Here is a 20,608-nt window from a genome sequence, read left to right as displayed (position 1 = left end):
CGCCCCGCCCCTGGTAGGTCCGCCCTGTCGACGGGTGGCGTCCGCGGGAGGGGCGGCGGAGCCGGGCCGGCTACTTCGCGGACGCGGTCAGGTCGCCGCGCCGCGGTGCCGCGAAGCCTTCGAGGTCGGCGCGGGTCAGGCCGGTGAGGCGGGCGACCTCGGCGATGTCGAGGGCGCCGCAGTCCAGGCCGCGCAGCAGGTACCCGCTGAGGGCCTTGGCCGTGGCGGGCTCGTCCATGACGTCGCCGCCGGCGTGGTTGGCGTAGCGGGAGAGGCGGCCGGCGGCCTGCTCGAAGCCCTCGCGGTAGAAGGCGAAGACGGCCGCGTAGCGGGTGGGGATGTGGCCGGGGTGCATGTCCCAGCCCTGGTAGTAGGCGCGGGCCAGGGCGCGGCGGGTGAGGCCGTAGTGCAGGCGCCAGGCGTCGTGGACCTTCTCGGTCGGGCCGACCGGGAGGACGTTCGTCGAGCCGTCCGAGACGCGGACGCCGGTGCCCGCCGCGGCGACCTGCATGATCGCCTTGGCGTGGTCGGCGGCCGGGTGGTCGCCGGCCTGGTAGGCGGCGGAGACGCCGAGGCAGGCGCTGTAGTCGAAGGTGCCGTAGTGCAGGCCCGTGGCCCGGCCCTCCGCGGCCTGGATCATGCGGGCGACGGCGGCGGTGCCGTCGGTGGCGAGGATGGACTGGCTGGTCTCGATCTGGATCTCGAAGCCGAGCCGGCCGGCGTCCAGGCCGTGCTCCTTCTCGAAGGCCTCCAGCAGCCGCACGAAGGCGCTCACCTGCTCGGGGTAGGTCACCTTGGGCAGGGTGAGGACCAGGCCCTCCGGCAGGCCGCCGGCCGCCATCAGGCCGGTCAGGAAGACGTCGAGGGTGCGGATGCCCCGGTCGCGTACCGCGGCCTCCATGCACTTCATCCGGATGCCCATGTACGGCGCCGCGGTGCCGTTCCGGTACGCCTCGGCGATCAGGCGGGCGGCGCGGGCCGCCGTCTCGTCCTCCTCGGTGTCGGGGCGGGGGCCGTAGCCGTCCTCGAAGTCGACGCGCAAGTCCTCGACGGGCTCGCGCTCCAGCTTGGCGCGGACGCGGGAGTACACCGGCTCCGCGAGGTCGGCGGAGAGGCCGAGGACGGCCGCGAAGGAGGCCGCGTCGGGGGCGTGCTCGTCGAGGGCGGCCAGGGCCCGGTCGCCCCAGGAGCGCAGGGTGTCGGCGGCGAAGGCGTCACCGGGGACGTAGACGGTGTGGACGGGCTGGCGGGTGCCGGGGTCCCCGGGGTAGCGGCGCTCCAGCTCCGCGTCGACCGGTGCGAGGGAGGCGCTGATCCCCTCGCTGACGGTACCCGCGAGGCTCGTTGCCACCTTCTCCTGCTGACCCATCCCACACCCTCCAGTTTTCCGCTGTACGGAATCAACAATCCGTAGAACGAAGTTATCTGCGTGGTTCTCGCTGGTCAACACCCCGTCCGGACCGTGGTCGGCACCCCTCGCACCCGCCGAGGGCCGCCGAGGGCCGCCGAACCCGCCGGACTCCCTGGACTCGCCGGACTCGTCACCAGGATGCACCGAGGCCCCGGGGACCGCGTGCGGTCACCGGGGCCTCTGAGGTGCCCTGGGAGGCTCAGCCCGTCAGGGGTTCAGCCCTTGCGGGCCTTGACCTCGTCGGTCAGCTGCGGGACGACGTCGAAGAGGTCGCCGACCACGCCGAAGTCGACCAGCTCGAAGATCGGGGCCTCGGCGTCCTTGTTGACGGCCACGATCGTCTTGGAGGTCTGCATACCGGCGCGGTGCTGGATCGCGCCGGAGATGCCGTTGGCGATGTAGAGCTGCGGCGAGACCGACTTGCCGGTCTGGCCGACCTGGTTGGTGTGCGGGTACCAGCCGGCGTCCACCGCGGCGCGCGAGGCGCCGACGGCCGCGCCGAGGGAGTCGGCGAGCGCCTCGATGATCGCGAAGTTCTCGGCGCCGTTGACGCCACGGCCGCCGGAGACCACGATCGCGGCCTCGGTCAGCTCCGGGCGGCCCGTCGACTCACGCGGGGTGCGGCCGGTGACCTTGGTGCCGGTGGCCTTGTCCGAGAAGGACACCGACAGGGCCTCGACGGCACCGGCGGCCGGGGCGGCCTCGACGGCGGCCGAGTTCGGCTTGACCGTGATGACCGGGGTGCCCTTGACGACGCGGGACTTGGTGGTGAAGGACGCGGCGAACACCGACTGGGTGGCCACCGGGCCCTCGTCGCCGGCCTCGATGTCGACGGCGTCGGTGATGATGCCGGAGCCGATGCGCAGCGCCAGGCGGGCGGCGATCTCCTTGCCCTCCGCGGAGGAGGGGACCAGCACGGCGGCCGGGGAGACGGCCTCGACGGCGGCCTGCAGCGCGTCCACCTTCGGCACGACCAGGTACTCGGCGTACTCGGACGCGTCGTGGGTGAGGACCTTCACCGCGCCGTGCTCCGCGAGCGTGGCGGCGGTGTCGGCGGCGCCGTTGCCCAGCGCGACGGCGACGGGCTCGCCGACCCGGCGGGCCAGGGTCAGCAGCTCCAGGGTGGGCTTGCGGACGGCACCGTCCACGTGATCGACGTAGACGAGGACTTCAGCCATGGGATTGCTCTCCTGCGTAACGAAGTTGAGGGGCGGTCGGCGGGCGCGGGCCCTTAGATGAACTTCTGGCCCGCGAGGAACTCAGCGAGCTGCTTGCCGCCCTCGCCCTCGTCCTTGACGATGGTGCCGGCCGTGCGGGCCGGGCGCTCGGTCGCGGTCTCGACCTTGGTGAACGCGCCGTCGAGACCGACCTCCTCGGCCTCGATGTCCAGGTCGGACAGGTCCCAGGACTCCACCGGCTTCTTCTTGGCCGCCATGATGCCCTTGAAGGACGGGTAGCGGGCCTCGCCCGACTGGTCGGTGACCGAGACGACCGCCGGGAGCTGCGCCTCCAGCTGCTCGGAGGCGGCGTCGCCGTCGCGGCGGCCCTTGACCGTGCCGTCCTCGACGGAGACCTCGGACAGCAGGGTGACCTGCGGGACGCCCAGGCGCTCGGCGACCAGCGCGGGCACGACGCCCATGGTGCCGTCGGTGGAGGCCATGCCGGAGATCACCAGGTCGTAACCGGCCTTCTCGATGGCCTTGGCCAGCACCAGGGAGGTGCCGATGGCGTCGGTGCCGTGCAGATCGTCGTCCTCGATGTGGATGGCCTTGTCGGCACCCATCGACAGGGCCTTGCGGAGCGCGTCCTTGGCGTCCTCGGGGCCGATGGTCAGGACGGTGACCTCGGCGTCGTCGGAGTTCTCCGAGATCTGCAGCGCCTGCTCGACCGCGTACTCGTCCAGCTCGGAGAGCAGACCGTCGACGTCGTCGCGGTCGACGGTCAGGTCATCGGCGAAGTGCCGGTCGCCGGTGGCGTCGGGCACGTACTTCACAGTGACAACGATCCTCAAGCTCACGCCGGCTCTCCTACTGCATCGTCATTTCCGGGCTGCCTCTTGCAGGCAGCATAGGCGCCTGAAGCGGCCGATCCCGATCGGGGCGTCCGCGCGCTCCGACCGAAATATTACTCGTCAGTACACCCAGTTCCTGCCCGCTAAGCAAGCGCTTTGAACTGTGACCTTCGCAACGCAGCGTAACCGGAACTCGACGGCGGCGCAGGTGCGGCGGGCGTGATCAATCCCGCAGGCCGTTGAAGCGACCCTGGTGGTAGAGAAGGGGACGGCCGGTGCCCGAGGGGTCGCCGAGCACGACCTCGGCGAGCACGATGCGGTGATCACCGGCAGGGACCCGCCCGACGATGCGGCACACCAGCCAGGCGAGCACGTCGTCGAGCACCGGTACGCCTTCCGGGCCCTCGCGCCAGGCGGTGGGCGCGCCGAAGCGGTCGGCGCCGCTGCGGGCGAAGGTGGCGGCGAGCTCGCTCTGGTGCTCGCCGAGTATGTGGATGCCGACGTGCTCGGTCCGGGCGACGGCGGGCCAGCTGGAAGCACCCACACCGATACCGAAGGACACCAGCGGTGGCTCCACCGAGACGGAGGTGAGGGAGGTGGCGGTGAAGCCGACCGGGCCCGAGTCACCGCGGGCGGTGACGACCGCGACACCGGCGGCGTGCCGGCGGAAGGTGGAGCGCAACAGGTCGGGGGCGGCGAGCCGGGCGGTGCCGAGATCGGGCGTGGCCCTCATGGAGTGGTCCTTCTGCCGGAGGTCACAAACGGGGTCGTCGGTACTCAACAGCCCGGACAGCGCGCGCTCGCGGTGCGGAGCAGGTCGACGTGAACCCGTCCGTGGAAAAGGAGTTCGATCGGCATCGGGTCAGACTGACGATAGGTGGTGCGCACAGTCAAGTAAGGTCCGGGACCGCGAGGCTCCCGCAGGGCGTCCTGAGGGCCCCTCACACCGCCTCCCCCAGCGCCGCGATGACGTCGGCCTTGCGGGGCTGCCCCGTGGCGCGCCGCACCTCCCGGCCCTCGGCGTCCAGGACCAGGACGGTCGGAGTCCTGACGACCCGCAGTTCGCGTACGAGGTCCAGCCGGGCCTCGGCGTCGATCTCGACGTGGGTCACACCGGGCACCATCGCGGCGACCTCGCCGAGGATGCGCCGGGTGGCCCGGCAGGGCGCGCAGAACGCGCTGGAGAACTGGACGAGGGTGGCCCGCTCGCCGCGTTCGCCGCCCAGTTCGGCCGCCCCCAACCGCCTGCCGTCGTCCCGCCCGCGCACCCGCCACTCTCCTTCGCCGCGCACCCGCCGCCTGTCCGGTCGTCCTTCACCACAAGCATCCCCGACACCCCGGAGATTCCCCCTCCCGGCCTCTCCGCGTCGCCCGCCCCACCCTCGCGCCGCCTTCCGGCACCGTGTCCCCCGCACCTGCGGCACCGCCCGTCCCACGCGGACCTGGCGGCACTTCGCGGTCCGGGACGGAGTGTGGGCCGACGTGACGAGGATCTCGCCGCCGCGGGGCACCAGGACTGGCTACCCGTCCGTTCTTCGGGCACGATCTGCGATACGCCGTAAACCTACGGCTGCGTAACTTTTCCGCCGGGAGCCCCTTACCCGAGCAGAGCAGAAAGGGCCCACCCCGCCCATGGCAGACCTGGTCTACCGCCCCGTCGTCGGTTTCGCGAAGTCGCTGTTCAAGGTCTGGGACCTGAAGATCGACTGCCAGGGGTCGGAGAACATCCCGCGCTCGGGCGGCGCCGTGCTGGTGAGTAATCACATCAGCTATCTGGACTTCGTCTTCAACGGTCTGGCCGCCCTGCCGCAGAAGCGGCTGGTGCGCTTCATGGCGAAGGAAGCCGTCTTCCGCCACAAGATCTCGGGCCCGCTGATGCGTGGCATGAAGCACATCCCGGTGGACCGCAAGCAGGGCGAGGCGGCCTACGCCCACGCGCTGGACTCGCTGCGCTCCGGCGAGGTCATCGGGGTGTTCCCGGAGGCCACCATCTCACAGTCCTTCACACTGAAGGGCTTCAAGTCCGGCGCGGCCCGCCTGGCCCAGGAGGCCGGCGTCCCGCTGATCCCCATGGCGGTGTGGGGCACGCAGCGGCTGTGGACCAAGGGCCACCCCCGTAACTTCAAGCGCAGCCACCTGCCCGTCACCATTCGCGTCGGCGAGGCGGTCGAGGCACCCCGCGACCAGTACGCCGGTGCCATCACCCGTCGGCTGCGCGAGCGGGTCCAGGAGCTGCTGGAGGCCGCACAGCGCGCCTACCCCGGCCGCCCCAAGGGGGCGGAGGACACCTGGTGGCTGCCGGCCCACCTCGGCGGAACGGCCCCGACGGCGGAGCAGCTGCGCGCGGCCGAAGCGCGCTAGCCCCGGCGGAACAGCCGCACGCGACCGAAGAGCCCGCTGGTCCCGGCGGAACAGCCGCACGCCACCGAAGCGCGCTGATCCCGGCGGTTCGGCGCCGCACGGCGTGGTCGCGCCGGTGCGCACTCGGTTCCGGCGAGCCGCGCGGACGCGGCCGGGAGTGTCGCCTTCGGGCGTGGCCGGTGCCCCGCGGTCAGAGTGTGCCCGGAAGCGTCCTCGACAGGTACGGCCGGTCGGGGGCGGCCCGCAGGACGGCGAGCACGGCGGGGTGCGGTTCGGCGTACAGCTCCGGATAGTCCAGCTCGCCGATGTCCGGGTCGGGGACCCAGGCCAGCCGCTCGCCGTTCAGGGAGAACCGCGCGTCCAGGCCCGGCGCGTTGCCGCGGGCGTCCTGCCGGTGCCAGGCGCCGTTGAAGCGGACGGCGACCAGACCGTGGATCTCGTGACCGCCCTCGCCGTCGGCGAGGCGCTGGTAGCAGAGGCCGGCCGGGATGTCCTCGGCCCGCAACAGGGCGGCCAGCGCATGGGACTTGGCGTAGCAGACACCGGTGCGCCGCGACAGCACGTCGGAGGCGCGCCAGGTGACCCGGAGGTCTCCGGAGTCCTGGGAGTGCGGAATGGCGTCGCGCACGAATTCATAGGCCGCTCGCGCATACTCATACGAGTCGGCGGCCCCTGCGGCCAGCCGCGCGGCCGTTTCGCGGACCACGGGATGATGATGGTCGATGACCTCGTCCGCGGCCAGGTAGGCGGACAGGTCGGGGTTGATCTGGATCAGCTCCATGCCGGCGAGCATAGGTATGCGATCACCCGGCGGTCAATGAAATTCCGGGCGATCGCATATCTATGCAGGGTGCCTAGTGCGCCATCTCCTCCTTGAGCGCCGCCACGAACGCGTCGACGTCCTCCTCCGTGGTGTCGAAGGAGCACATCCAGCGCACCACTCCGGCGGCCTCGTCCCAGAAGTAGAAGCGGAACCGCTTCTGCAGCCGCTCGCCCACCTCGTGCGGGAGCTTGGCGAAGACGCCGTTGGCCTGCACCGGGTAGAGGATCTCCACGCCGTGCACCGCGCGGACGCCCTCGGCCAGCCGCTGGGCCATCCCGTTGGCGTGCCGGGCGTTGCGCAGCCACAGGTCCTTGGCGAGCAGGGCCTCCAACTGCACCGACACGAAACGCATCTTGGACGCCAGCTGCATCGACATCTTGCGGATGTGCTTCATCTGCCGCACCGCGTCCTGGTTGATCACCACGACGGCCTCGCCGAACACCGCGCCGTTCTTGGTGCCGCCGAGCGAGAGGATGTCGACACCGACCGCGTTGGTGAACGTGCGCATCGGCACGTCCAGGGAGGCGGCGGCGTTGGCTATCCGGGAGCCGTCCAGGTGCACCTTCATGCCGTGGGCGTGAGCGTGCTCGCAGATCGCCCGGATCTCCTCGGGCGTGTAGAGCGTGCCCAGCTCCGTGCTCTGGGTGATCGAGACGACCTGCGGCATCGCGCGGTGCTCGTCCTCCCAGCCCCAGGCCTGCCGGTCGATCAGCTCGGGCGTGAGCTTGCCGTCGGGCGTGGGCACGGTCAGCAGCTTCAGGCCCGCCATGCGCTCGGGCGCGCCGCCCTCGTCGACGTTGATGTGCGCGCTCTCGGCGCAGATCACCGCGCCCCAGCGGTCGGTGACCGCCTGGAGCGCGACGACGTTCGCGCCGGTGCCGTTGAAGACCGGGAAGGCCTCGGCGGTGGACCCGAAGTGGCCGCGGACGATCCGCTGGAGGTTCCCGGTGTAGTCGTCCTCGCCGTACGCCACCTGGTGGCCGCCGTTGGCCAGGGCCAGGGCGGCCAGCACCTCGGGGTGGGCGCCGGCGTAGTTGTCGCTGGCGAAACCGCGGACCTGCGGGTCGTGATGGCGACGCGCATCGGTCCTGGGAGGGTTCACGGCTTCTCGGTCAGCCACAGACGGTTTCCGTTCACTTCGGCGGCGGGCTTGCTCCAGACGTCCTCGATGGCCTCGGCCAGGTCCTTGACGTCCGTGAAGCCCGCGAACTTCGCGTTGGGGCGTTCGGCGCGCATCGCGTCGTGCACCAGCGCCTTCACCACCAGGATGGCAGCCGCCGAGCGCGGGCCGGCCTCGCCCCCGGCCTTGCGGAAGCCGTCGGCCATCGCCAGCGTCCAGGCCTCGGCCGCGGCCTTGGCCGCGGAGTACGCCGCGTTCCCGGCCGTCGGCTTCGAGGCGCCAGCGGCGCTGGTGAGCACGTACCGGCCGCGGTCGCTGCGCTGCAGGCCGTCGAAGAAGGCCAGGGAGGTGTGCTGGACGGTGCGGACCAGCAGCTTCTCCAGCAGGTCCCAGTCGGCGAGGTCGGTCGCGGCGAAGTTCGCGCTGCCACGCCAGCCGCCGACGAGGTGGACCAGGCCGTCGATGCGGCCGTGGTCCTTCTCGATGCGCTCGGCCCAGTCCCGGGTCGACTGCAGATCGAGCAGGTCGACCGTCTCACCGGTGACCGTGGCGCCGCCGCCGGCGTAGCGCGCCGCGTCCACGGCCTCGGCCAGGCGCTGGGGGTTGTTGTCCGCCCCGACGACGACCGCGCCCGCCTCGGCGAGCCGGACCAGCGTCGCGTGCCCGGCGGGTCCGCCCGCGCCCGCCACCGCGATCACCGCACCACTGAGAGACCCGTTCCCCACCATGCTCTTCCCCTCTTGACCCGTGTTCCGGACGCGGTCGCTCACGCGGCGAGCCGCTCGGCGCCGTCCGCCGTGATGCCCTTGGTCGAGGCGATCACGTTCTTCAGCTTCTTGGACAGCGCCTCATAGAACATGCTGAGCGGAAACTCGTCCGGAAGCACGTCGTCCACGAGTTTGCGCGGCGGCAGGGTCAGGTCCAGGGCGTCCGGGCCCTTGGCCCACTTCGAGCCGGGGTGCGGGGCGAGGTAGGTGGCGACCAGTTCGTAGCCCGCGAACCAGTGCACCAGCTTCGGGCGGTCGATGCCGTCCTTGTAGAGCTTCTCGATCTCGGCGCACAGCTGGTTGGTGACGTGGGGCGCGCGCTCCCAGTCGATGGAGAGCTTGTTGTCGGTCCAGCGGACGACGTCGTGCTTGTGCAGGTAGGCGAAGAGCAGCTGGCCGCCGAGGCCGTCGTAGTTGCGGTTGCGGTCGCCGGTGACCGGGAAGCGGAACATCCGGTCGAAGAGCACCGCGTACTGCACGTCACGGGCCTGCGGGACGCCGTCCGCCTGGAGCTTCACGGCCTCCTTGAAGGCGGTGAGGTCGCAGCGCAGCTCCTCCAGGCCGTACATCCAGAACGGCTGGCGCTGCTTGATCATGAACGGGTCGAAGGGCAGGTCGCCGTGGCTGTGGGTGCGGTCGTGGACCATGTCCCAGAGCACGAAGGCCTCTTCGGAGCGCTTCTGGTCGTGGACCATGGCGGCGATGTCCTCGGGCAGGTCGAGCCCCAGGATGCCGACGGCGGCGTCGGTGACCCGGCGGAAGCGGGCGGCCTCGCGGTCGCAGAAGATGCCACCCCAGGAGAAACGTTCCGGCGCCTCGCGTACGGCGATGGTCTCCGGGAAGAGCACGGCCGAGTTGGTGTCGTAGCCCGAGGTGAAGTCCTCGAAGGCGATGCCGCAGAACAGCGGGTTGTCGTAGCGGGTGCGCTCCAGTTCGGCCAGCCAGTCCGGCCAGACCATGCGCAGCACGACCGCCTCCAGATTGCGGTCCGGGTTGCCGTTCTGCGTGTACATCGGGAAGACGACCAGGTGCTGCAGTCCGTCCGCGCGGTTCGCGGCGGGCTGGAAGGCCAGCAGGGAGTCCAGGAAGTCCGGGACCGCGAAGCCGCCCTCCGACCAGCGGCGCAGGTCCCGCACGAGGGCCTGGTGGTAGGCGGCGTCGTGCGGGAGCAGCTCGGCGAGCTGCTCGACCGCGCCGGCGACACGCTCGACGGCCGCCACGGCGTCGGCCCGCCGCGGGGCGCCTTCGGCCTCGAAGTCGATCGATCCGTCCTTGGACTGCCATGGCCGGATCTGCTCCACGGCATTCTTGAGCACGGGCCAAGCCGGGTGCTCAACCACCCTGATCAGCGGAGAAACCTGCTCCTCCGCACCGGCCTGCACAAGAATTTCCGTCATGTCCCATCCTCCACGGGAGAACCTCGCGTATGGACACCGTATGCATACCCCGTTTCTCCCAGCAAGAGGCAGCTCCGGAAATTATTCTGCCCAGCCCCGCTGTCACGGATGTTTTTCCTGCCACAAACCGTGACGACGATCACTTTCACTTTCTCTGATCGAGGACAGAGTCGTAGTGATGTGGTCAGACCGGACAGTCAACGGTGTGGGGAATCGCCCACAGCCGGGTGACGGCGAGAACGGATACCGGCCAGTCGGCGCCCGCCACGCGCCCCGATCACCCGCGCACATGCGGGTTCATCGCGGGCCCCGGCCATTAGGCTGCGATTCTGCCCGCGCGGACGACGGCGTCCGCCCGTCACGCGCGTGCCGAGCCGCCGTCGACGGAAGCGAGTCGAACCTTGAACTTCCTTACCATCGGTCACCGCGGGGTCATGGGTGTCGAGCCCGAGAACACCCTTCGTTCCTTCGTCGCCGCGCAGCACGCCGGCCTCGACCTGATCGAACTCGATCTGCACCTGAGCAAGGACGGCACCCTGGTCGTCATGCATGACGCGGAGGTGGACCGGACGACCGACGGCTCCGGCCCGATCGCCGAGAAGACCCTCGCGGAGCTGCGCGCCCTGGACGCCGGCCGTGGAGAGCGCGTGCCGGTGTTCGAGGAGGTGCTGGACGCGGTCAGCTCGCCGCTGCAGGCCGAGATCAAGGATGTCGCGGCGGCCAAGGCGCTGGCCGAGGTGATGCACCGGCGGGACCTGGTCGGACGCGTGGAGGTGTCGTCGTTCCACGACGACGCCATCGCCGAGATCTCCCGGCTGGTGCCGGGCGTGCGGACCGCGCTGGTCGCGAGCCGGTACGGCACCGACGTCGTGGACCGCGCCCTCGCCGTGGGCGCCCCGACCCTCTGCCTCGACATCCGCCGGCTCACCCTGGAGGTCGTCGAGCGGGCGCGCGCCTCCGGTCTGCGGATCATCGGCTGGGTGGTCAACACGCAGGAGCATCTGCGGCTGGTCCGCGCGCTGGAGCTGGACGGCGCGACGACCGACTATCCGGAGATCAAGCGCACGGGCCGGTTCACCGCGTGACCCGGCGCCCGATCGCCCGCGCGGACGTCACACCAGCGACTTGACCAGCAGCTCGAACTGCAGGTCGGCGCGCTGGGGGACACCGAAGCGCTCATCGCCGTACGGGAACGGGGACATCTTTCCCGTACGGCGGTAACCGCGGCGCTCGTACCAGGCGATCAGGTCCTCGCGCACCGAGATCACCGTCATGTGCATCTCGCTGACGCCCCAGACGTCGCGCGAGTACCGTTCGGCCTCCGCCAGGACGGCCTTGCCGAGGCCCGCGCCCTGCAGCTCGGGGCTGACCGCGAACATGCCGAAGTACACGTGCTCACCACGGTGTTCGAGCTGGCAGCAGGCGACCGTCCGGCCGCCCTGCTCGACGGTCAGCAGCCGGCTGTCGGACGACTTGATCACCTCCAGCACGCCCTCGGGGTCGGTCCGCTGCCCCTGGAGGATGTCCGCCTCGGTGGTCCACCCGGCCCGGCTGGCGTCCCCGCGGTACGCCGACTCGATCAGCGCAACCAGCACGTCGACGTCCGCGTCGGTGGCGTCGCGGAAGGTGAGTCCGGTGGCGGCGGTGTCCATGGGGCGGTCTCCGATCTCGGGCGTGGCAGAACCTCGGACGAGGGTATCCCCGCCACTAGGCTCCGCCTGCATGGTGCATGTACTCAGCGGCCGCACACTTCTGCGGCCCACCGACCCCGAACGTTCCCGCGCCTTCTACGGCGAGCAGCTGGGACTGGCCGTCTACCGCGAGTTCGGCACGGGCCCCGAGCGCGGGACGGTCTACTTCCTCGGCGGCGGATTCCTCGAGGTGTCCGGACGCTCCGAGATCCCGGCCACGCCCAGCACGGCGCTCTGGATGCAGGTCCCGGACGTGTCGGCGGCGCACGAGGAGCTGCGGTCCAAGGGCGTCGGCATCGTCCGTCCGCCGGTCCGGGAGCCGTGGGGCCTGCTCGAGATGTGGATCGCCGACCCGGACGGCACCCGGATCGTGCTGGTCGAGGTACCGGCGGACCATCCGCTGCGCTACCGGCCCGGAATCTAGGCGGGCCCGGCGGGGAGACCGGACCGGCGGCGGCCCGGCGGCGGCCGGGAGGGCGCCCGACGTCCGCCGCGGCCGCCAGGTCCTGTCTGACCATTCGCGTCGTGGCCCGAAGGGCGGCCGCGCGGCATCAGGTGCGTGCTCTCGGCGTGCCGGCCTCAGGCGCTCGTACGGGACGTACCCGGGTCCGGGGCCGGTGCGGCGAGAGTGTGTGCAGGGCGTCGCGCGGCAGACGCGATTTGCCAGACAGGTCCTCTAGGCCCGCAGCGCGTCCATCCGCCCTTCCAGGCGGCTCAGCAACTCGCCCAGCAGTCCCGCCAGTTCGCTCTGACGTCCGGGGGCGAGCACGGACAGTACCGCCGTCTCGTAGGCGAGTTGCTCGGGAAGGATGCCGTCGACCAGGTCGCGGCCGGCGTCGGTGAGGCGGAGATGGGCCACGCGGCGGTCGCGGGCGTCACCGCGCCGCTCGACGAGTCCGCGTCCGGTCAGCTGTTTGAGGCGCTTGGTGACGGCGGCCCCGGAGGAGAAGGTCTCCCGGGCGAGTTCGCCCGGGGTCAGTTCGTGGCCGGTGCGGCGCAGCGCGCCGAGCAGGTCGAACTCGGCGCGGCTGAGGCCGGCGCGGCGCAGCGGGGCGTCCTCGGCCTGCTGCAGAAGGGCGGCGCAGCGGTTGATCCGGCCGATCACCTCCATGGGGCCCGTGTCCAGTTCCGGGTGCACGGCCTGCCACTGGCCGACGACGGCGGCGACCGTGTCGCTCCGGGCGGCGCCGGCCCCGAGGGGTGCGTGCGGCGGTCGCGCCCCGGCCGCCCCGGCCTCCGGCGGCACACCGGCCGCATCGCTCCCGGGCACCGGCTCGCCGTTCGTCGCCGTCATGGCCGTATGTCCTCCGTCGTCCTGCCGGGATCGTGGTCCTGGGGTACGAGGCCCTGCCGACGTACCGTCGCGGCGAGCGTACGGTGTCCGGCCTGTTCGGTGAGCACGACCCGCTCCTCGGGCAGGGCACGCTGCCACCACTCGCCCCAGGCGGCGTCGGCGGTGGCGCGCAGGTCGACCAGGGCGGCCGCGAGCCGGCGGCGGGCGGACCCGAGGGCGGGCAGCGCCGGCGAGGGCTCGGCGAGGAGCCCGGCGGCGGTCTCGCGGGCGCGTTCCGCCGTGGCCAGCGCCTGTTCCAGGCGGTCGCCCGCACGGCGGTTGGTGACGGCGACGGCGGCGACGAAGCCGACCAGCGCGCCGACGACGGTGTCCGCCAGGCGCTCGGTGATCAGCCGTGCCGGGTCCTGGGTGTGGGCGAACTCGGTGACGAGCAGCGCCATCGGGGTGACGCAGACGCTGCCGAGCCAGTAGTTGCGGCCGATCAGCGCCTCGGCGCCGAAGTTGAGTGCGGCGCAGCACACGACCAGGACGGCCGGATGGAGGTGCGCCAGCGGGACGAGGGCGGCGAACAGGAGGACCCCGAGGAGATTGCCGACGACGCGCTGGACGCCCCGGCTCCAGGTGAGGGCGACGTTGGCCTGGTAGAGGGAGGCGGCGGTGACCAGGGCCCAGTAGGGGCGGCCGACGCCGAGTGCGAGGGACGCGTAGCCGGCCAGCGCGCAGCCGATGGCGGTGCGTGCGGCGAGCGGCGCGAACGGGGCGAGACGCTGCCGCAACGGCCGCCGCGGTACGGCGAGTTCGGCGTCGACGCCGAGGAGTTCGCCGGCGTCGTCGCGCGGGGGCGCGACGCGCGGGATCGGGCCGGTGCCGCGCAGTGCGCGGGCCCAGGCGCGCAGTGGTGCGGGGTCGGTGTCGGCGGGGGCGGCGAGGGCGACCTCGGCACGGACGAGGAGCTGTTCGAGGGCGCGCCGGGTGGGGTCGGGGCGGCCGCCGCCGGCGAGCAGCGACTGCCAGGCGGCGTGGACGGCCGCGGCGCTCGCGGCCCGGGCTCGGGCGTGTCCGCCTTCGGTGCCGTGCGTGCCGGCGTACACCGCGGCGGCGTCCAGGGCCTGGGCGGTGGCGCGCCGTTCGGGTCCGTTCGGGCGTATCAGTCCGGGGGCCATGCCGACCAGCCAGGCCCAGGAGCCGGCCGCCAGGGCCAGCCCGACGTGTCCGGGTACCTGGCCGAGGGTCTGCGGCGCGAACAGTGAGGCCGAGCTGATGAACGTCAGGACGACGTTCCCGGGCGGTCCGACGCGGGTGGCGTCGCACGCGGTCTTCTGGACGGCCGCCATGAGCGCGCCGACCGTGACGAGGACGACGGCGTCGGACGTGAGCGACGCCGCGAGCAGGGACAGGGCGAGGCCGCCGACCATGCCGAGCACCACCCGGGCCAGGGTCCGGGCGCGGGCGGCGTAGGGCCGGTTGTGGCCGTAGAGGGCGCACAGCGAGCCGGCCATGGTGTACATGGCGAGGTCGAGACGGCCGAGGGCCAGCAGGATCAGGTTCGGCGGGGCGACCGCGGCGACCACGCTCAGTGCGGGCTTGAACCAGATGTCGGAGGGCCGCCCCAGGCGGAGCACGCCGGCGAGGGGAAGACGGTGGGGGGTCGCACTGCTCATGCATTTAATTTAACATGTGTTTTACTCGTAAACATTATGCGGCGGCCCCGCTCACCGGCCGTGCTCCGCCGAGTGCTCCCCCCGTACTCCCTTGCGCTCGCGTACGCTCCGTCCGCCCCGGGCATCACCCCCACGACCGATGGTCGGACGGGGAGGTGCGCATGCACGGACCGGTGTCGGCGGCCTGGCTGCTGGTGGCCCTGTGCGCGGCGACCGGGGCCTACTGCGTGCTGCGCATGCGCAGCGGTGTGGAGGAGCAGCGCCGGGCCGCGGGCGGCGAGGCCCTGATGGGCTTCGGTATGGCCGTGATGGCCGTACCGGCGGCGGCGTTCACCCCACCGGACTGGGCATGGCCGGTGTACGCGGCGGTGTTCGGCGCCGCGGCGCTGCGCGCGCTGTGGGCCGCACGCAGCAGCCCGCATCATCTGCACCACCTGGTGGGCACGGCGGCCATGATCTACATGTCGGTGGCGATGGCCCTGGCACCGCCCGCCGCGCACCACGCCCACGGCGGCTCCGGGGTGCCCGTGGCGAGCGGCCCGCACTATGCCCAGGGCGGCTCCGGGGTGCCCGTGCTGACCGGCGCACTCCTGCTGTACTTCGCGGGGTACATCCTGCTCTCCGGCGCCCGGCTGGTACCCGCCGGCGCCACCGCGGCCGGCGCGGTCTCCCCCGGCGGCACGATCTCCCCCGGCGGCGGGGTCTCCCCCGGCGGCGCGGCGGCCGCCCGGTGGGGCGACCGCCCCGAGTTGGCACGGGCGTGCCGGCTGTCGATGGGGATCGGCATGGTGGCGATGCTGCTGTCGATGTGAGACCCCGGATGCCGCGGCGCGCACCCGCGTTGCCTGCGTCACTTCCGTGCCGCGGACCGTACCCCTGAGCGGCTTCACGCTCATAGGGTGCTGCCCATGATGGTCCCCGTGACCCTGTTGCTGCTCGGCGCCCTGACCGCCGTCATCGCCCCGCGGTTGCTCGCCCGGACCGACTGGCCGGATCGTGAGCCGGTCGTCGCCCTCTGGCTGTGGCAGTGCGTCGTGGCGGCCGTACTGCTGTGCTGCGCCCTGTCGATGACACTCAGCGCCGCGGCGGCCTGGCAGGCGGTGCGCGGTCACGTGTTCGCCCCGGCGCCCCGGGCGGTCGTGGACGCGTACGCCCTCGGCGCCGCCGGACCGTGGGCCGCGACGACCGCCGCACTGCTCGCCTCGGGCGGCCTGTGGAGCCTCGCGATGCTCGTGCGCGAGGTCGTACGGGCCCGGACGCGGCGGCGCGAGCGGCGGGCCGAACTGCTGGTGCGCGCCCCACTGTTGCCCGGCGAGGAGCCGGCGAGCGGCCGGCTCGTGGTGCTGGAGGGCGAGCGCCCCGACGCCTGGTGGCTGCCGGGTACGGCACCCCGGCTGGTCATCACCACCGCCGCGCTGCGCCGCCTGAAAGGCCGTCAGCTGGATGCCCTGCTCGCCCACGAGCAGGGACACGCGCTGGCACGGCACGACTGGCTGCTGCACTGCTCAGGCGCGCTGGCGGGCGGGTTCCCGCAGGTCCCGGTGTTCGCCGCGTTCCGCGACGAGATGCACCGGCTGGTGGAGCTGGCCGCGGACGACATGGCCTCCCGGCGCTTCGGCCGGTTGACGACGGCCCTGGCGCTGGTCGAACTCAACGAGGAGCGGGGCGTGTTCGGGCCCTGCCCCACCCCGCAGGCGCATGTGCCGCAACGGGTGCACCGGCTGCTGACCCCACCGGACCGGCTGCCCGCACTGCGCCGGCTGCGCCTGACGGCGGCCGCCGCGCTGGTACCCGTGGTGCCGGTACTGGTGACCCTGCTCCCCGCCCTGCGCACGCTGGGCTGACCGGCGACCGAAAAGGGCCCGGCTGCGCGGGGCTCCCGCGGGGCGGGTGCGCGGCCTCCAGGGCGGGGCGGGTGCGCGGGCCTCCCGGACGGGGCCGTTGCACGAGCGCTGGGGACCTCACCGGCGGGGCGGTTGCGCGGACGCAGGGGACTTCCCCGGCGGGGCGATTCCGGGGGCTCCTCGGGCGGCGCGCGGGGCGGTTGCGCGGGTTCCTCGGGCGGTGTGGGCGGCGCGACGGGCTGATTCCGGGGGGCTCGGCCGTGGGGCCGTGCGGGGACGGGTGTCGCACCCCTCGCCGATCCACCGACCTTGCTCGTCCGTATCCCCGCGCCCGCATTCGCCGCCCCGCCCGCTGGCCTCGCGGCCGTCCGGTCGGCGAAGATCGCGGCATGCCCCATCCGCCCGTCGTACCGTCGCCGCCCCGCCCGCACCCGCCGCGCACCGCGTCCCTCGTGGCCGGCGTCCTCGGTGTCTGTGCGGCCCTGCTGCTGGTCCTCGTCGCCGTCCGCTGGCACCCGCTGTTCGCCGTGGACGGCGCCATCTCCCGCACCACCCACCGCTGGGCGGTCGGTGACCGCGGGGTCACGCGAGCCTTCCGGGTGCTGACGGACTGGGTCTGGGACCCGCTGACCATGCGCCTTCTCTGCGCGGCGGCGGCGGTGTGGCTGGTGTGGCGGCGGGCGGCCTGGTGGACGGCGGTGTGGCTGGCGGTCACCTGCGCTCTGGCGGCGATCCTGCAGCAGTCGGTGAAGGCCGCCGTCGACCGGCCGCGCCCGGTCTGGAGGGATCCCGTCGACTCCGCCCACTACGCGGCCTTCCCGTCCGGCCACGCCATGACCGCCACCTTGGTCTGCGGCCTGTTGCTGTGGCTCCTGCACCGCCTCGGCGTGAGCCGCGCCCTGTGGCGTACGGCCGTGGCGGCGGCGCTGGTCTCGGTGGTCGGGGTGGGCGTGACCCGGGTGTGGCTGGGCGTGCACTGGCCCTCGGACGTGGTCGGCGGCTGGCTGCTCGGGGCGCTGTCGGCGGCACTGGCCGTGGTGGTGTACGAGTGGCCACGGCACCGCCGCGCGGAGTCGCCCGAAGACCGCCCCGAGTAGAGGGACTTGTCCCGGCAACGTCGACGATCTGCCGGCAGCGTCGACGATCTGCCGGCCGTGCCGAAGATGCTGTCAGCCGTGGGGAGATGACTCGCCGAGGCGCGGACCGGGCGTCCCTGCCCGGGGCCCCGGCCAAGGCACCCTGCACATCGCTGGTCCCGCGCCGTCCGTCTGAGACGATCCCCCGCGTCGCCTCAGACGGACGGCAGCTCCCAGCAGGCTCCACGCATGGCGGTGCCTTCCGCGTTGAGTATAGTTGGCTGGCAGCCAGTCAACGCAGGAGTTACAGGATGTCCCCGCGCAGCGCCTCGGTCAATGAAGAGTTGCGGCGGCGTTCCCGGGAACGGCTTCTCCAGGCCGCGGTGGAGCTGGTCGGCGAACGCGGGTTCGAGGCCACGACCTTGGGTGACATCGCGGATCGCGCCGGTTCCGCACGCGGACTGGTGTCGTACTACTTCCCCGGCAAGCGCCAGTTGGTGCAGTCCGCCGTGCACCGGCTGATGCACCGCACGCTCGAAGAGGCGCTGGAGCGCGAGCCGTTCACGGAGGACGGCAGGGAGCGGCTGGCCCGGGCCATCGATGCGATCCTGGGTCTCGCCCGGGACCATCCGGTCCTCATGCGCCAGCACATGGCGGGGCTGCTCAACGGCGAGGGCTTCGTGCAGTGTCCGGAGCAGCGGCGGCTGTCGGATCTGCTCGGCGACACCGTCGCCCGCTACGGCTCCCCCGACGTCTCGACCGACTATCCCCTGCTCCGCGCCTCGCTGATGGGCGCGGTGTACGCGGCGCTGGTACCCGGCGCGCCGATGCCCGTCCCGGCGCTGCGGGCCTCACTGTTCCAGCGCTACGGCCTGGACTGGGGGCTGGGCGTACCCCCGGAGAACGATCCGCAGGCGGCTGCGCGAGGGCGGGTCGGGGATCTCTCCCGGTTCTTCGCGACGGAGGAACGCCCGCACCTCCCTGAGGAGTAGGTCCGGTCGGCACTTCCGGGGCGGGTAGCTCCGGCCCGTACCCCCCAGACGAGTAGGTCCGGCCGACGCCTCCCAGACGAGTGGGACCGGCCCCCGCCACCCGGACGAGTAGGTCCGGCCCGCACCTCCCCAGACGAGTAGGTCCAGCCCGCGCCACCCGGACGAGTAGGTCCAGCCCGCGCCACCCGGACGAGTAGGTCCGGCCCGCACCTCCCAGACGAGTAGGTCCAGCCCGCGCCACCCGGACGAGTAGGTCGGGCGCGCACCTCGAAGGCCAGGTCGGGGCCGCCCCGCGACGCGACCGCGCCCTCGCACTCCGGGCGAAGGGAGGGTCCGGCAGAGGCCCCGGCACAAGGCGTCACCGCGATCCGAGCGCCAGGCGCCGCACCACCCGCACTCCGTGCGGAGCGACGGTCCATACGGAGCGACGGTCCGTGCCGGGGCGGCCGGTGGCCGGGCCCATGGCGCGATCGCATGATCACACTCCGGGCGGCGGGGCGCCCCTCGGCGTCACCCCGTCGGCCCCTGCCCTCTTGCGCCGGGCGGTGACATGCTGGAGAGGTCCGCACCCGACCCTCCTTCGGGCAAGGAGTACCACCGTGCTGCGAGTCGCCGTGATCGGTTCCGGGCCGAGCGGGTGCTATACCGCCCAGAGCCTCGTCCAGTCGGACCCCGAGGTGCACGTCGACGTCCTCGACCGGCTGCCGTGCCCGTACGGGCTGGTCCGCTACGGTGTCGCCCCGGACCACGAGAAGATCAAGTCCCTGCAGGTCAGCCTGCGGACGGTGCTGGAGCACGAGCGGGTGAGGTTCCTCGGCGGGGTGCGCGTCGGCGGCCCCGGCGGTCTGCCGGTGGAGCGGCTGCGCGAGCTGTACCACGCGGTGGTGTACTGCGTGGGCGCGGCGAGCGACCGCCGGCTCGGTGTCCCGGGTGAGGAGTTGCCGGGCAGCTGGTCGGCGACCGAGTTCGTGTCCTGGTACAGCGCGCATCCGGACGCGGCGGACACCGGCTTCCTGCGCGGGGTGCGTTCCGCGGTGGTCATCGGGGTGGGCAACGTCGCGGTGGACGTCACCCGGATGCTGGTCCGGGGCGCCGCCGAGCTGCGCTCCACCGACATCCCGCAGGCGGCCCTGGACACGCTGACGGCGAGCGGGATCAACGAGGTCCACATGGTGGGCCGGCGCGGACCGGCGCAGGCCCGCTTCACCACGAAGGAGCTGCGCGAGCTGGGCGGCCTGCCCGGCATCGACGTGACCGTGGATCCCGCGGACCTGGCGTTGGATCCGGTGGATCCTGCCACGCTGCCGGCCGCGCAGCGCCGCAACGTGGAGGTGCTGCGCGGCTGGGCGGTGCCGCCCCGGGCGCCGGCCGGACGGCGGATCGGTCTGCGGTTCTTCCTGCGGCCCGTCGCTCTGCTCCCGGCTCCCGGATCGGCTCTGGAGCCGGGAGGCGAGCGGGTGGGCGCCGTGCGCTTCGAGCGGACGGCGCCGGACGGGCACGGCGGTGTGACGGGCACGGGCCGCTTCGAGGACGTGCCCGCCCAGCTGGTGCTGCGGTCGGTCGGCTATCGCGGAGTCCCGCTGGACGGGCTGCCGTTCGACGCGGCCACCGGCACGGTGCCGCACGTGGCGGGGCGGGTCGTACGCGACGGCGTCCCCTCCCCGGGCGAGTATGTCGCCGGGTGGATCAAACGCGGTCCGACGGGCGTCATCGGCACCAACCGGCCCTGCGCCAAGGAGACGGCGCTCTCGCTGCTCGCCGACGCCGCCACGCTCGCCCGCGCGGACGTACCGGAGGATCCGGTGGCCGCCCTGCGGGCCGGCGGTATCGACCCGGTTCCCTGGAGCGGCTGGCTGTCCATCGAACGGGCCGAGGCCGCGCTGGGGGCGGACCTGGGCCGGAGCGTGGTCAAGCTGGCGGACTGGGACACGCTGCTCGGTGCGGCGCGGACGTCGTAACGGCCGGGCCCGGCCGGAGCGGGTTCTCCGGGCGTGCCGGCCGTCATCCTGCTCGTGCCGCTCTCCGGCAGGCTCCTGCGCCTCTTCCCACCACTGGTGACCGGCACGCGGCGATCGGCCTGCTTCCGATGGGCGGGGCCACGGTCTACGGGAAGTCCCGCGACTGGTTCCAGACCGTGGTGGCATCAGCGCGGGGTGCCGG

General features: G+C 72.8%; 20 protein-coding genes. 8 read left to right on the top strand and 12 right to left on the bottom strand.

What is annotated here, in order from left to right; translation table 11 throughout:
* Positions 1-70: 70 nt before the first annotated feature.
* The 5 genes from ABVB68_RS28605 to ABVB68_RS28585 all read right to left on the bottom strand — a co-directional run bounded on the left by ABVB68_RS28605 (position 71) and on the right by ABVB68_RS28585 (position 4,714).
* Positions 71-1,369 carry a DUF6986 family protein gene (locus tag ABVB68_RS28605; RefSeq protein WP_353604051.1) on the bottom strand — a complete coding sequence of 433 codons (1,299 nt, stop codon included), beginning with the start codon at positions 1,367-1,369 and terminating at the stop codon, positions 71-73.
* 257 nt (positions 1,370-1,626) lie between these two features.
* Positions 1,627-2,589 (bottom strand): electron transfer flavoprotein subunit alpha/FixB family protein, encoded by a 963-nt coding sequence (locus ABVB68_RS28600; RefSeq protein WP_353604050.1) that lies wholly within the window; start codon positions 2,587-2,589, stop codon positions 1,627-1,629.
* A gap of 53 nt (positions 2,590-2,642) precedes the next feature.
* Positions 2,643-3,428 carry an electron transfer flavoprotein subunit beta/FixA family protein gene (locus tag ABVB68_RS28595; protein ID WP_353604049.1) on the bottom strand — a complete coding sequence of 262 codons (786 nt, stop codon included), beginning with the start codon at positions 3,426-3,428 and terminating at the stop codon, positions 2,643-2,645.
* 217 nt (positions 3,429-3,645) lie between these two features.
* Positions 3,646-4,155 carry a flavin reductase family protein gene (locus tag ABVB68_RS28590; protein ID WP_353604048.1) on the bottom strand — a complete coding sequence of 170 codons (510 nt, stop codon included), beginning with the start codon at positions 4,153-4,155 and terminating at the stop codon, positions 3,646-3,648.
* Between the two features lie 208 nt (positions 4,156-4,363).
* Entirely contained in the window at positions 4,364-4,714 is a 351-nt protein-coding gene (locus ABVB68_RS28585) for a TlpA family protein disulfide reductase (protein WP_353604047.1), read from the bottom strand.
* Between the two features lie 340 nt (positions 4,715-5,054).
* On the opposite strand from ABVB68_RS28585, the gene ABVB68_RS28580 reads away from it, so the two are divergent.
* On the top strand, positions 5,055-5,783 hold the full coding sequence (locus tag ABVB68_RS28580; protein WP_353604046.1) for a lysophospholipid acyltransferase family protein: 729 nt from the start codon (positions 5,055-5,057) through the stop codon (positions 5,781-5,783).
* A gap of 190 nt (positions 5,784-5,973) precedes the next feature.
* On the opposite strand, the gene ABVB68_RS28575 is transcribed toward ABVB68_RS28580, so the two are convergent.
* The 4 genes from ABVB68_RS28575 to ABVB68_RS28560 form a co-directional block, all read right to left on the bottom strand.
* Positions 5,974-6,564 (bottom strand): transglutaminase-like domain-containing protein, encoded by a 591-nt coding sequence (locus ABVB68_RS28575; protein WP_353604045.1) that lies wholly within the window; start codon positions 6,562-6,564, stop codon positions 5,974-5,976.
* A 73-nt stretch (positions 6,565-6,637) separates the two neighbouring features.
* A complete protein-coding gene (locus ABVB68_RS28570) occupies positions 6,638-7,708 on the bottom strand; it encodes a threonine aldolase family protein (RefSeq protein WP_353604044.1) in 1,071 nt (356 codons plus the stop codon).
* A complete protein-coding gene (locus ABVB68_RS28565; protein WP_353604043.1) occupies positions 7,705-8,454 on the bottom strand; it encodes an SDR family NAD(P)-dependent oxidoreductase in 750 nt (249 codons plus the stop codon). The genes ABVB68_RS28570 and ABVB68_RS28565 overlap by 4 nt, the downstream gene beginning before the upstream one ends.
* A 38-nt stretch (positions 8,455-8,492) precedes the next feature.
* On the bottom strand, positions 8,493-9,890 hold the full coding sequence (locus ABVB68_RS28560; RefSeq protein WP_353604042.1) for a DUF6421 family protein: 1,398 nt from the start codon (positions 9,888-9,890) through the stop codon (positions 8,493-8,495).
* A 401-nt stretch (positions 9,891-10,291) separates the two neighbouring features.
* Between ABVB68_RS28560 and ABVB68_RS28555 the strand changes: the two genes are divergently transcribed.
* The gene (locus tag ABVB68_RS28555; RefSeq protein ID WP_353604041.1) at positions 10,292-10,975 is read left to right on the top strand and encodes a glycerophosphodiester phosphodiesterase; all 684 of its coding nucleotides are present in this window, start codon (positions 10,292-10,294) and stop codon (positions 10,973-10,975) included.
* A gap of 27 nt (positions 10,976-11,002) precedes the next feature.
* On the opposite strand, the gene ABVB68_RS28550 is transcribed toward ABVB68_RS28555, so the two are convergent.
* Positions 11,003-11,542, bottom strand: a complete 540-nt coding sequence (locus ABVB68_RS28550) for a GNAT family N-acetyltransferase (RefSeq protein ID WP_353604040.1) — start codon at positions 11,540-11,542, stop codon at positions 11,003-11,005.
* A gap of 70 nt (positions 11,543-11,612) precedes the next feature.
* Here ABVB68_RS28550 and ABVB68_RS28545 point away from each other — a divergent pair, with 70 nt between their 5' ends.
* A complete protein-coding gene (locus ABVB68_RS28545) occupies positions 11,613-12,005 on the top strand; it encodes a VOC family protein (protein WP_353604039.1) in 393 nt (130 codons plus the stop codon).
* Between the two features lie 252 nt (positions 12,006-12,257).
* On the opposite strand, the gene ABVB68_RS28540 is transcribed toward ABVB68_RS28545, so the two are convergent.
* Positions 12,258-12,875: a MarR family winged helix-turn-helix transcriptional regulator gene (locus tag ABVB68_RS28540; protein ID WP_353604038.1), complete on the bottom strand. Its 618-nt coding sequence runs from the start codon at positions 12,873-12,875 to the stop codon at positions 12,258-12,260.
* Positions 12,872-14,536 (bottom strand): FUSC family protein, encoded by a 1,665-nt coding sequence (locus ABVB68_RS28535; RefSeq protein WP_353604037.1) that lies wholly within the window; start codon positions 14,534-14,536, stop codon positions 12,872-12,874. Before ABVB68_RS28535 ends, ABVB68_RS28540 begins: the two co-directional genes overlap by 4 nt.
* A gap of 161 nt (positions 14,537-14,697) precedes the next feature.
* On the opposite strand from ABVB68_RS28535, the gene ABVB68_RS28530 reads away from it, so the two are divergent.
* From ABVB68_RS28530 to ABVB68_RS28510, 5 genes are all read left to right on the top strand, one after another.
* Complete coding sequence (locus ABVB68_RS28530) at positions 14,698-15,348, top strand: DUF5134 domain-containing protein (RefSeq protein ID WP_353604036.1); 651 nt, start codon at positions 14,698-14,700, stop codon at positions 15,346-15,348.
* 96 nt (positions 15,349-15,444) lie between these two features.
* Positions 15,445-16,380 carry a M56 family metallopeptidase gene (locus ABVB68_RS28525; protein WP_353604035.1) on the top strand — a complete coding sequence of 312 codons (936 nt, stop codon included), beginning with the start codon at positions 15,445-15,447 and terminating at the stop codon, positions 16,378-16,380.
* Between the two features lie 389 nt (positions 16,381-16,769).
* Positions 16,770-17,477 carry a phosphatase PAP2 family protein gene (locus ABVB68_RS28520; RefSeq protein ID WP_353604034.1) on the top strand — a complete coding sequence of 236 codons (708 nt, stop codon included), beginning with the start codon at positions 16,770-16,772 and terminating at the stop codon, positions 17,475-17,477.
* Between the two features lie 290 nt (positions 17,478-17,767).
* Positions 17,768-18,448: a TetR/AcrR family transcriptional regulator gene (locus tag ABVB68_RS28515; RefSeq protein WP_353604033.1), complete on the top strand. Its 681-nt coding sequence runs from the start codon at positions 17,768-17,770 to the stop codon at positions 18,446-18,448.
* A 599-nt stretch (positions 18,449-19,047) separates the two neighbouring features.
* Positions 19,048-20,406 (top strand): FAD-dependent oxidoreductase, encoded by a 1,359-nt coding sequence (locus tag ABVB68_RS28510; RefSeq protein WP_353604032.1) that lies wholly within the window; start codon positions 19,048-19,050, stop codon positions 20,404-20,406.
* The last annotated feature ends 202 nt before the right edge of the window (positions 20,407-20,608 follow it).

Source organism: Streptomyces sp. NPDC096012 (genome assembly GCF_040426375.1).
In the GTDB taxonomy this organism is placed as follows: domain Bacteria; phylum Actinomycetota; class Actinomycetes; order Streptomycetales; family Streptomycetaceae; genus Streptomyces.
Note: the sequence above shows the minus strand (reverse complement) of the source record. Positions and strands in the feature narration are given on the sequence as shown.

What these genes read in the sequence shown, in the direction of transcription:
- ABVB68_RS28605 (WP_353604051.1), bottom strand. Translation starts at nt 1,369, where the DNA reads ATGGGTCAGCAGGAGAAGGTGGCAACGAGCCTCGCGGGTACCGTCAGC.
- ABVB68_RS28600 (WP_353604050.1), bottom strand. Translation starts at nt 2,589, where the DNA reads ATGGCTGAAGTCCTCGTCTACGTCGATCACGTGGACGGTGCCGTCCGC.
- ABVB68_RS28590 (WP_353604048.1), bottom strand. Translation starts at nt 4,155, where the DNA reads ATGAGGGCCACGCCCGATCTCGGCACCGCCCGGCTCGCCGCCCCCGAC.
- ABVB68_RS28580 (WP_353604046.1), top strand. Translation starts at nt 5,055, where the DNA reads ATGGCAGACCTGGTCTACCGCCCCGTCGTCGGTTTCGCGAAGTCGCTG.
- ABVB68_RS28575 (WP_353604045.1), bottom strand. Translation starts at nt 6,564, where the DNA reads ATGGAGCTGATCCAGATCAACCCCGACCTGTCCGCCTACCTGGCCGCG.
- ABVB68_RS28565 (WP_353604043.1), bottom strand. Translation starts at nt 8,454, where the DNA reads ATGGTGGGGAACGGGTCTCTCAGTGGTGCGGTGATCGCGGTGGCGGGC.
- ABVB68_RS28560 (WP_353604042.1), bottom strand. Translation starts at nt 9,890, where the DNA reads ATGACGGAAATTCTTGTGCAGGCCGGTGCGGAGGAGCAGGTTTCTCCG.
- ABVB68_RS28550 (WP_353604040.1), bottom strand. Translation starts at nt 11,542, where the DNA reads ATGGACACCGCCGCCACCGGACTCACCTTCCGCGACGCCACCGACGCG.
- ABVB68_RS28545 (WP_353604039.1), top strand. Translation starts at nt 11,613, where the DNA reads ATGGTGCATGTACTCAGCGGCCGCACACTTCTGCGGCCCACCGACCCC.
- ABVB68_RS28540 (WP_353604038.1), bottom strand. Translation starts at nt 12,875, where the DNA reads ATGACGGCGACGAACGGCGAGCCGGTGCCCGGGAGCGATGCGGCCGGT.
- ABVB68_RS28535 (WP_353604037.1), bottom strand. Translation starts at nt 14,536, where the DNA reads ATGAGCAGTGCGACCCCCCACCGTCTTCCCCTCGCCGGCGTGCTCCGC.
- ABVB68_RS28530 (WP_353604036.1), top strand. Translation starts at nt 14,698, where the DNA reads ATGCACGGACCGGTGTCGGCGGCCTGGCTGCTGGTGGCCCTGTGCGCG.
- ABVB68_RS28525 (WP_353604035.1), top strand. Translation starts at nt 15,445, where the DNA reads ATGATGGTCCCCGTGACCCTGTTGCTGCTCGGCGCCCTGACCGCCGTC.
- ABVB68_RS28520 (WP_353604034.1), top strand. Translation starts at nt 16,770, where the DNA reads ATGCCCCATCCGCCCGTCGTACCGTCGCCGCCCCGCCCGCACCCGCCG.
- ABVB68_RS28515 (WP_353604033.1), top strand. Translation starts at nt 17,768, where the DNA reads ATGTCCCCGCGCAGCGCCTCGGTCAATGAAGAGTTGCGGCGGCGTTCC.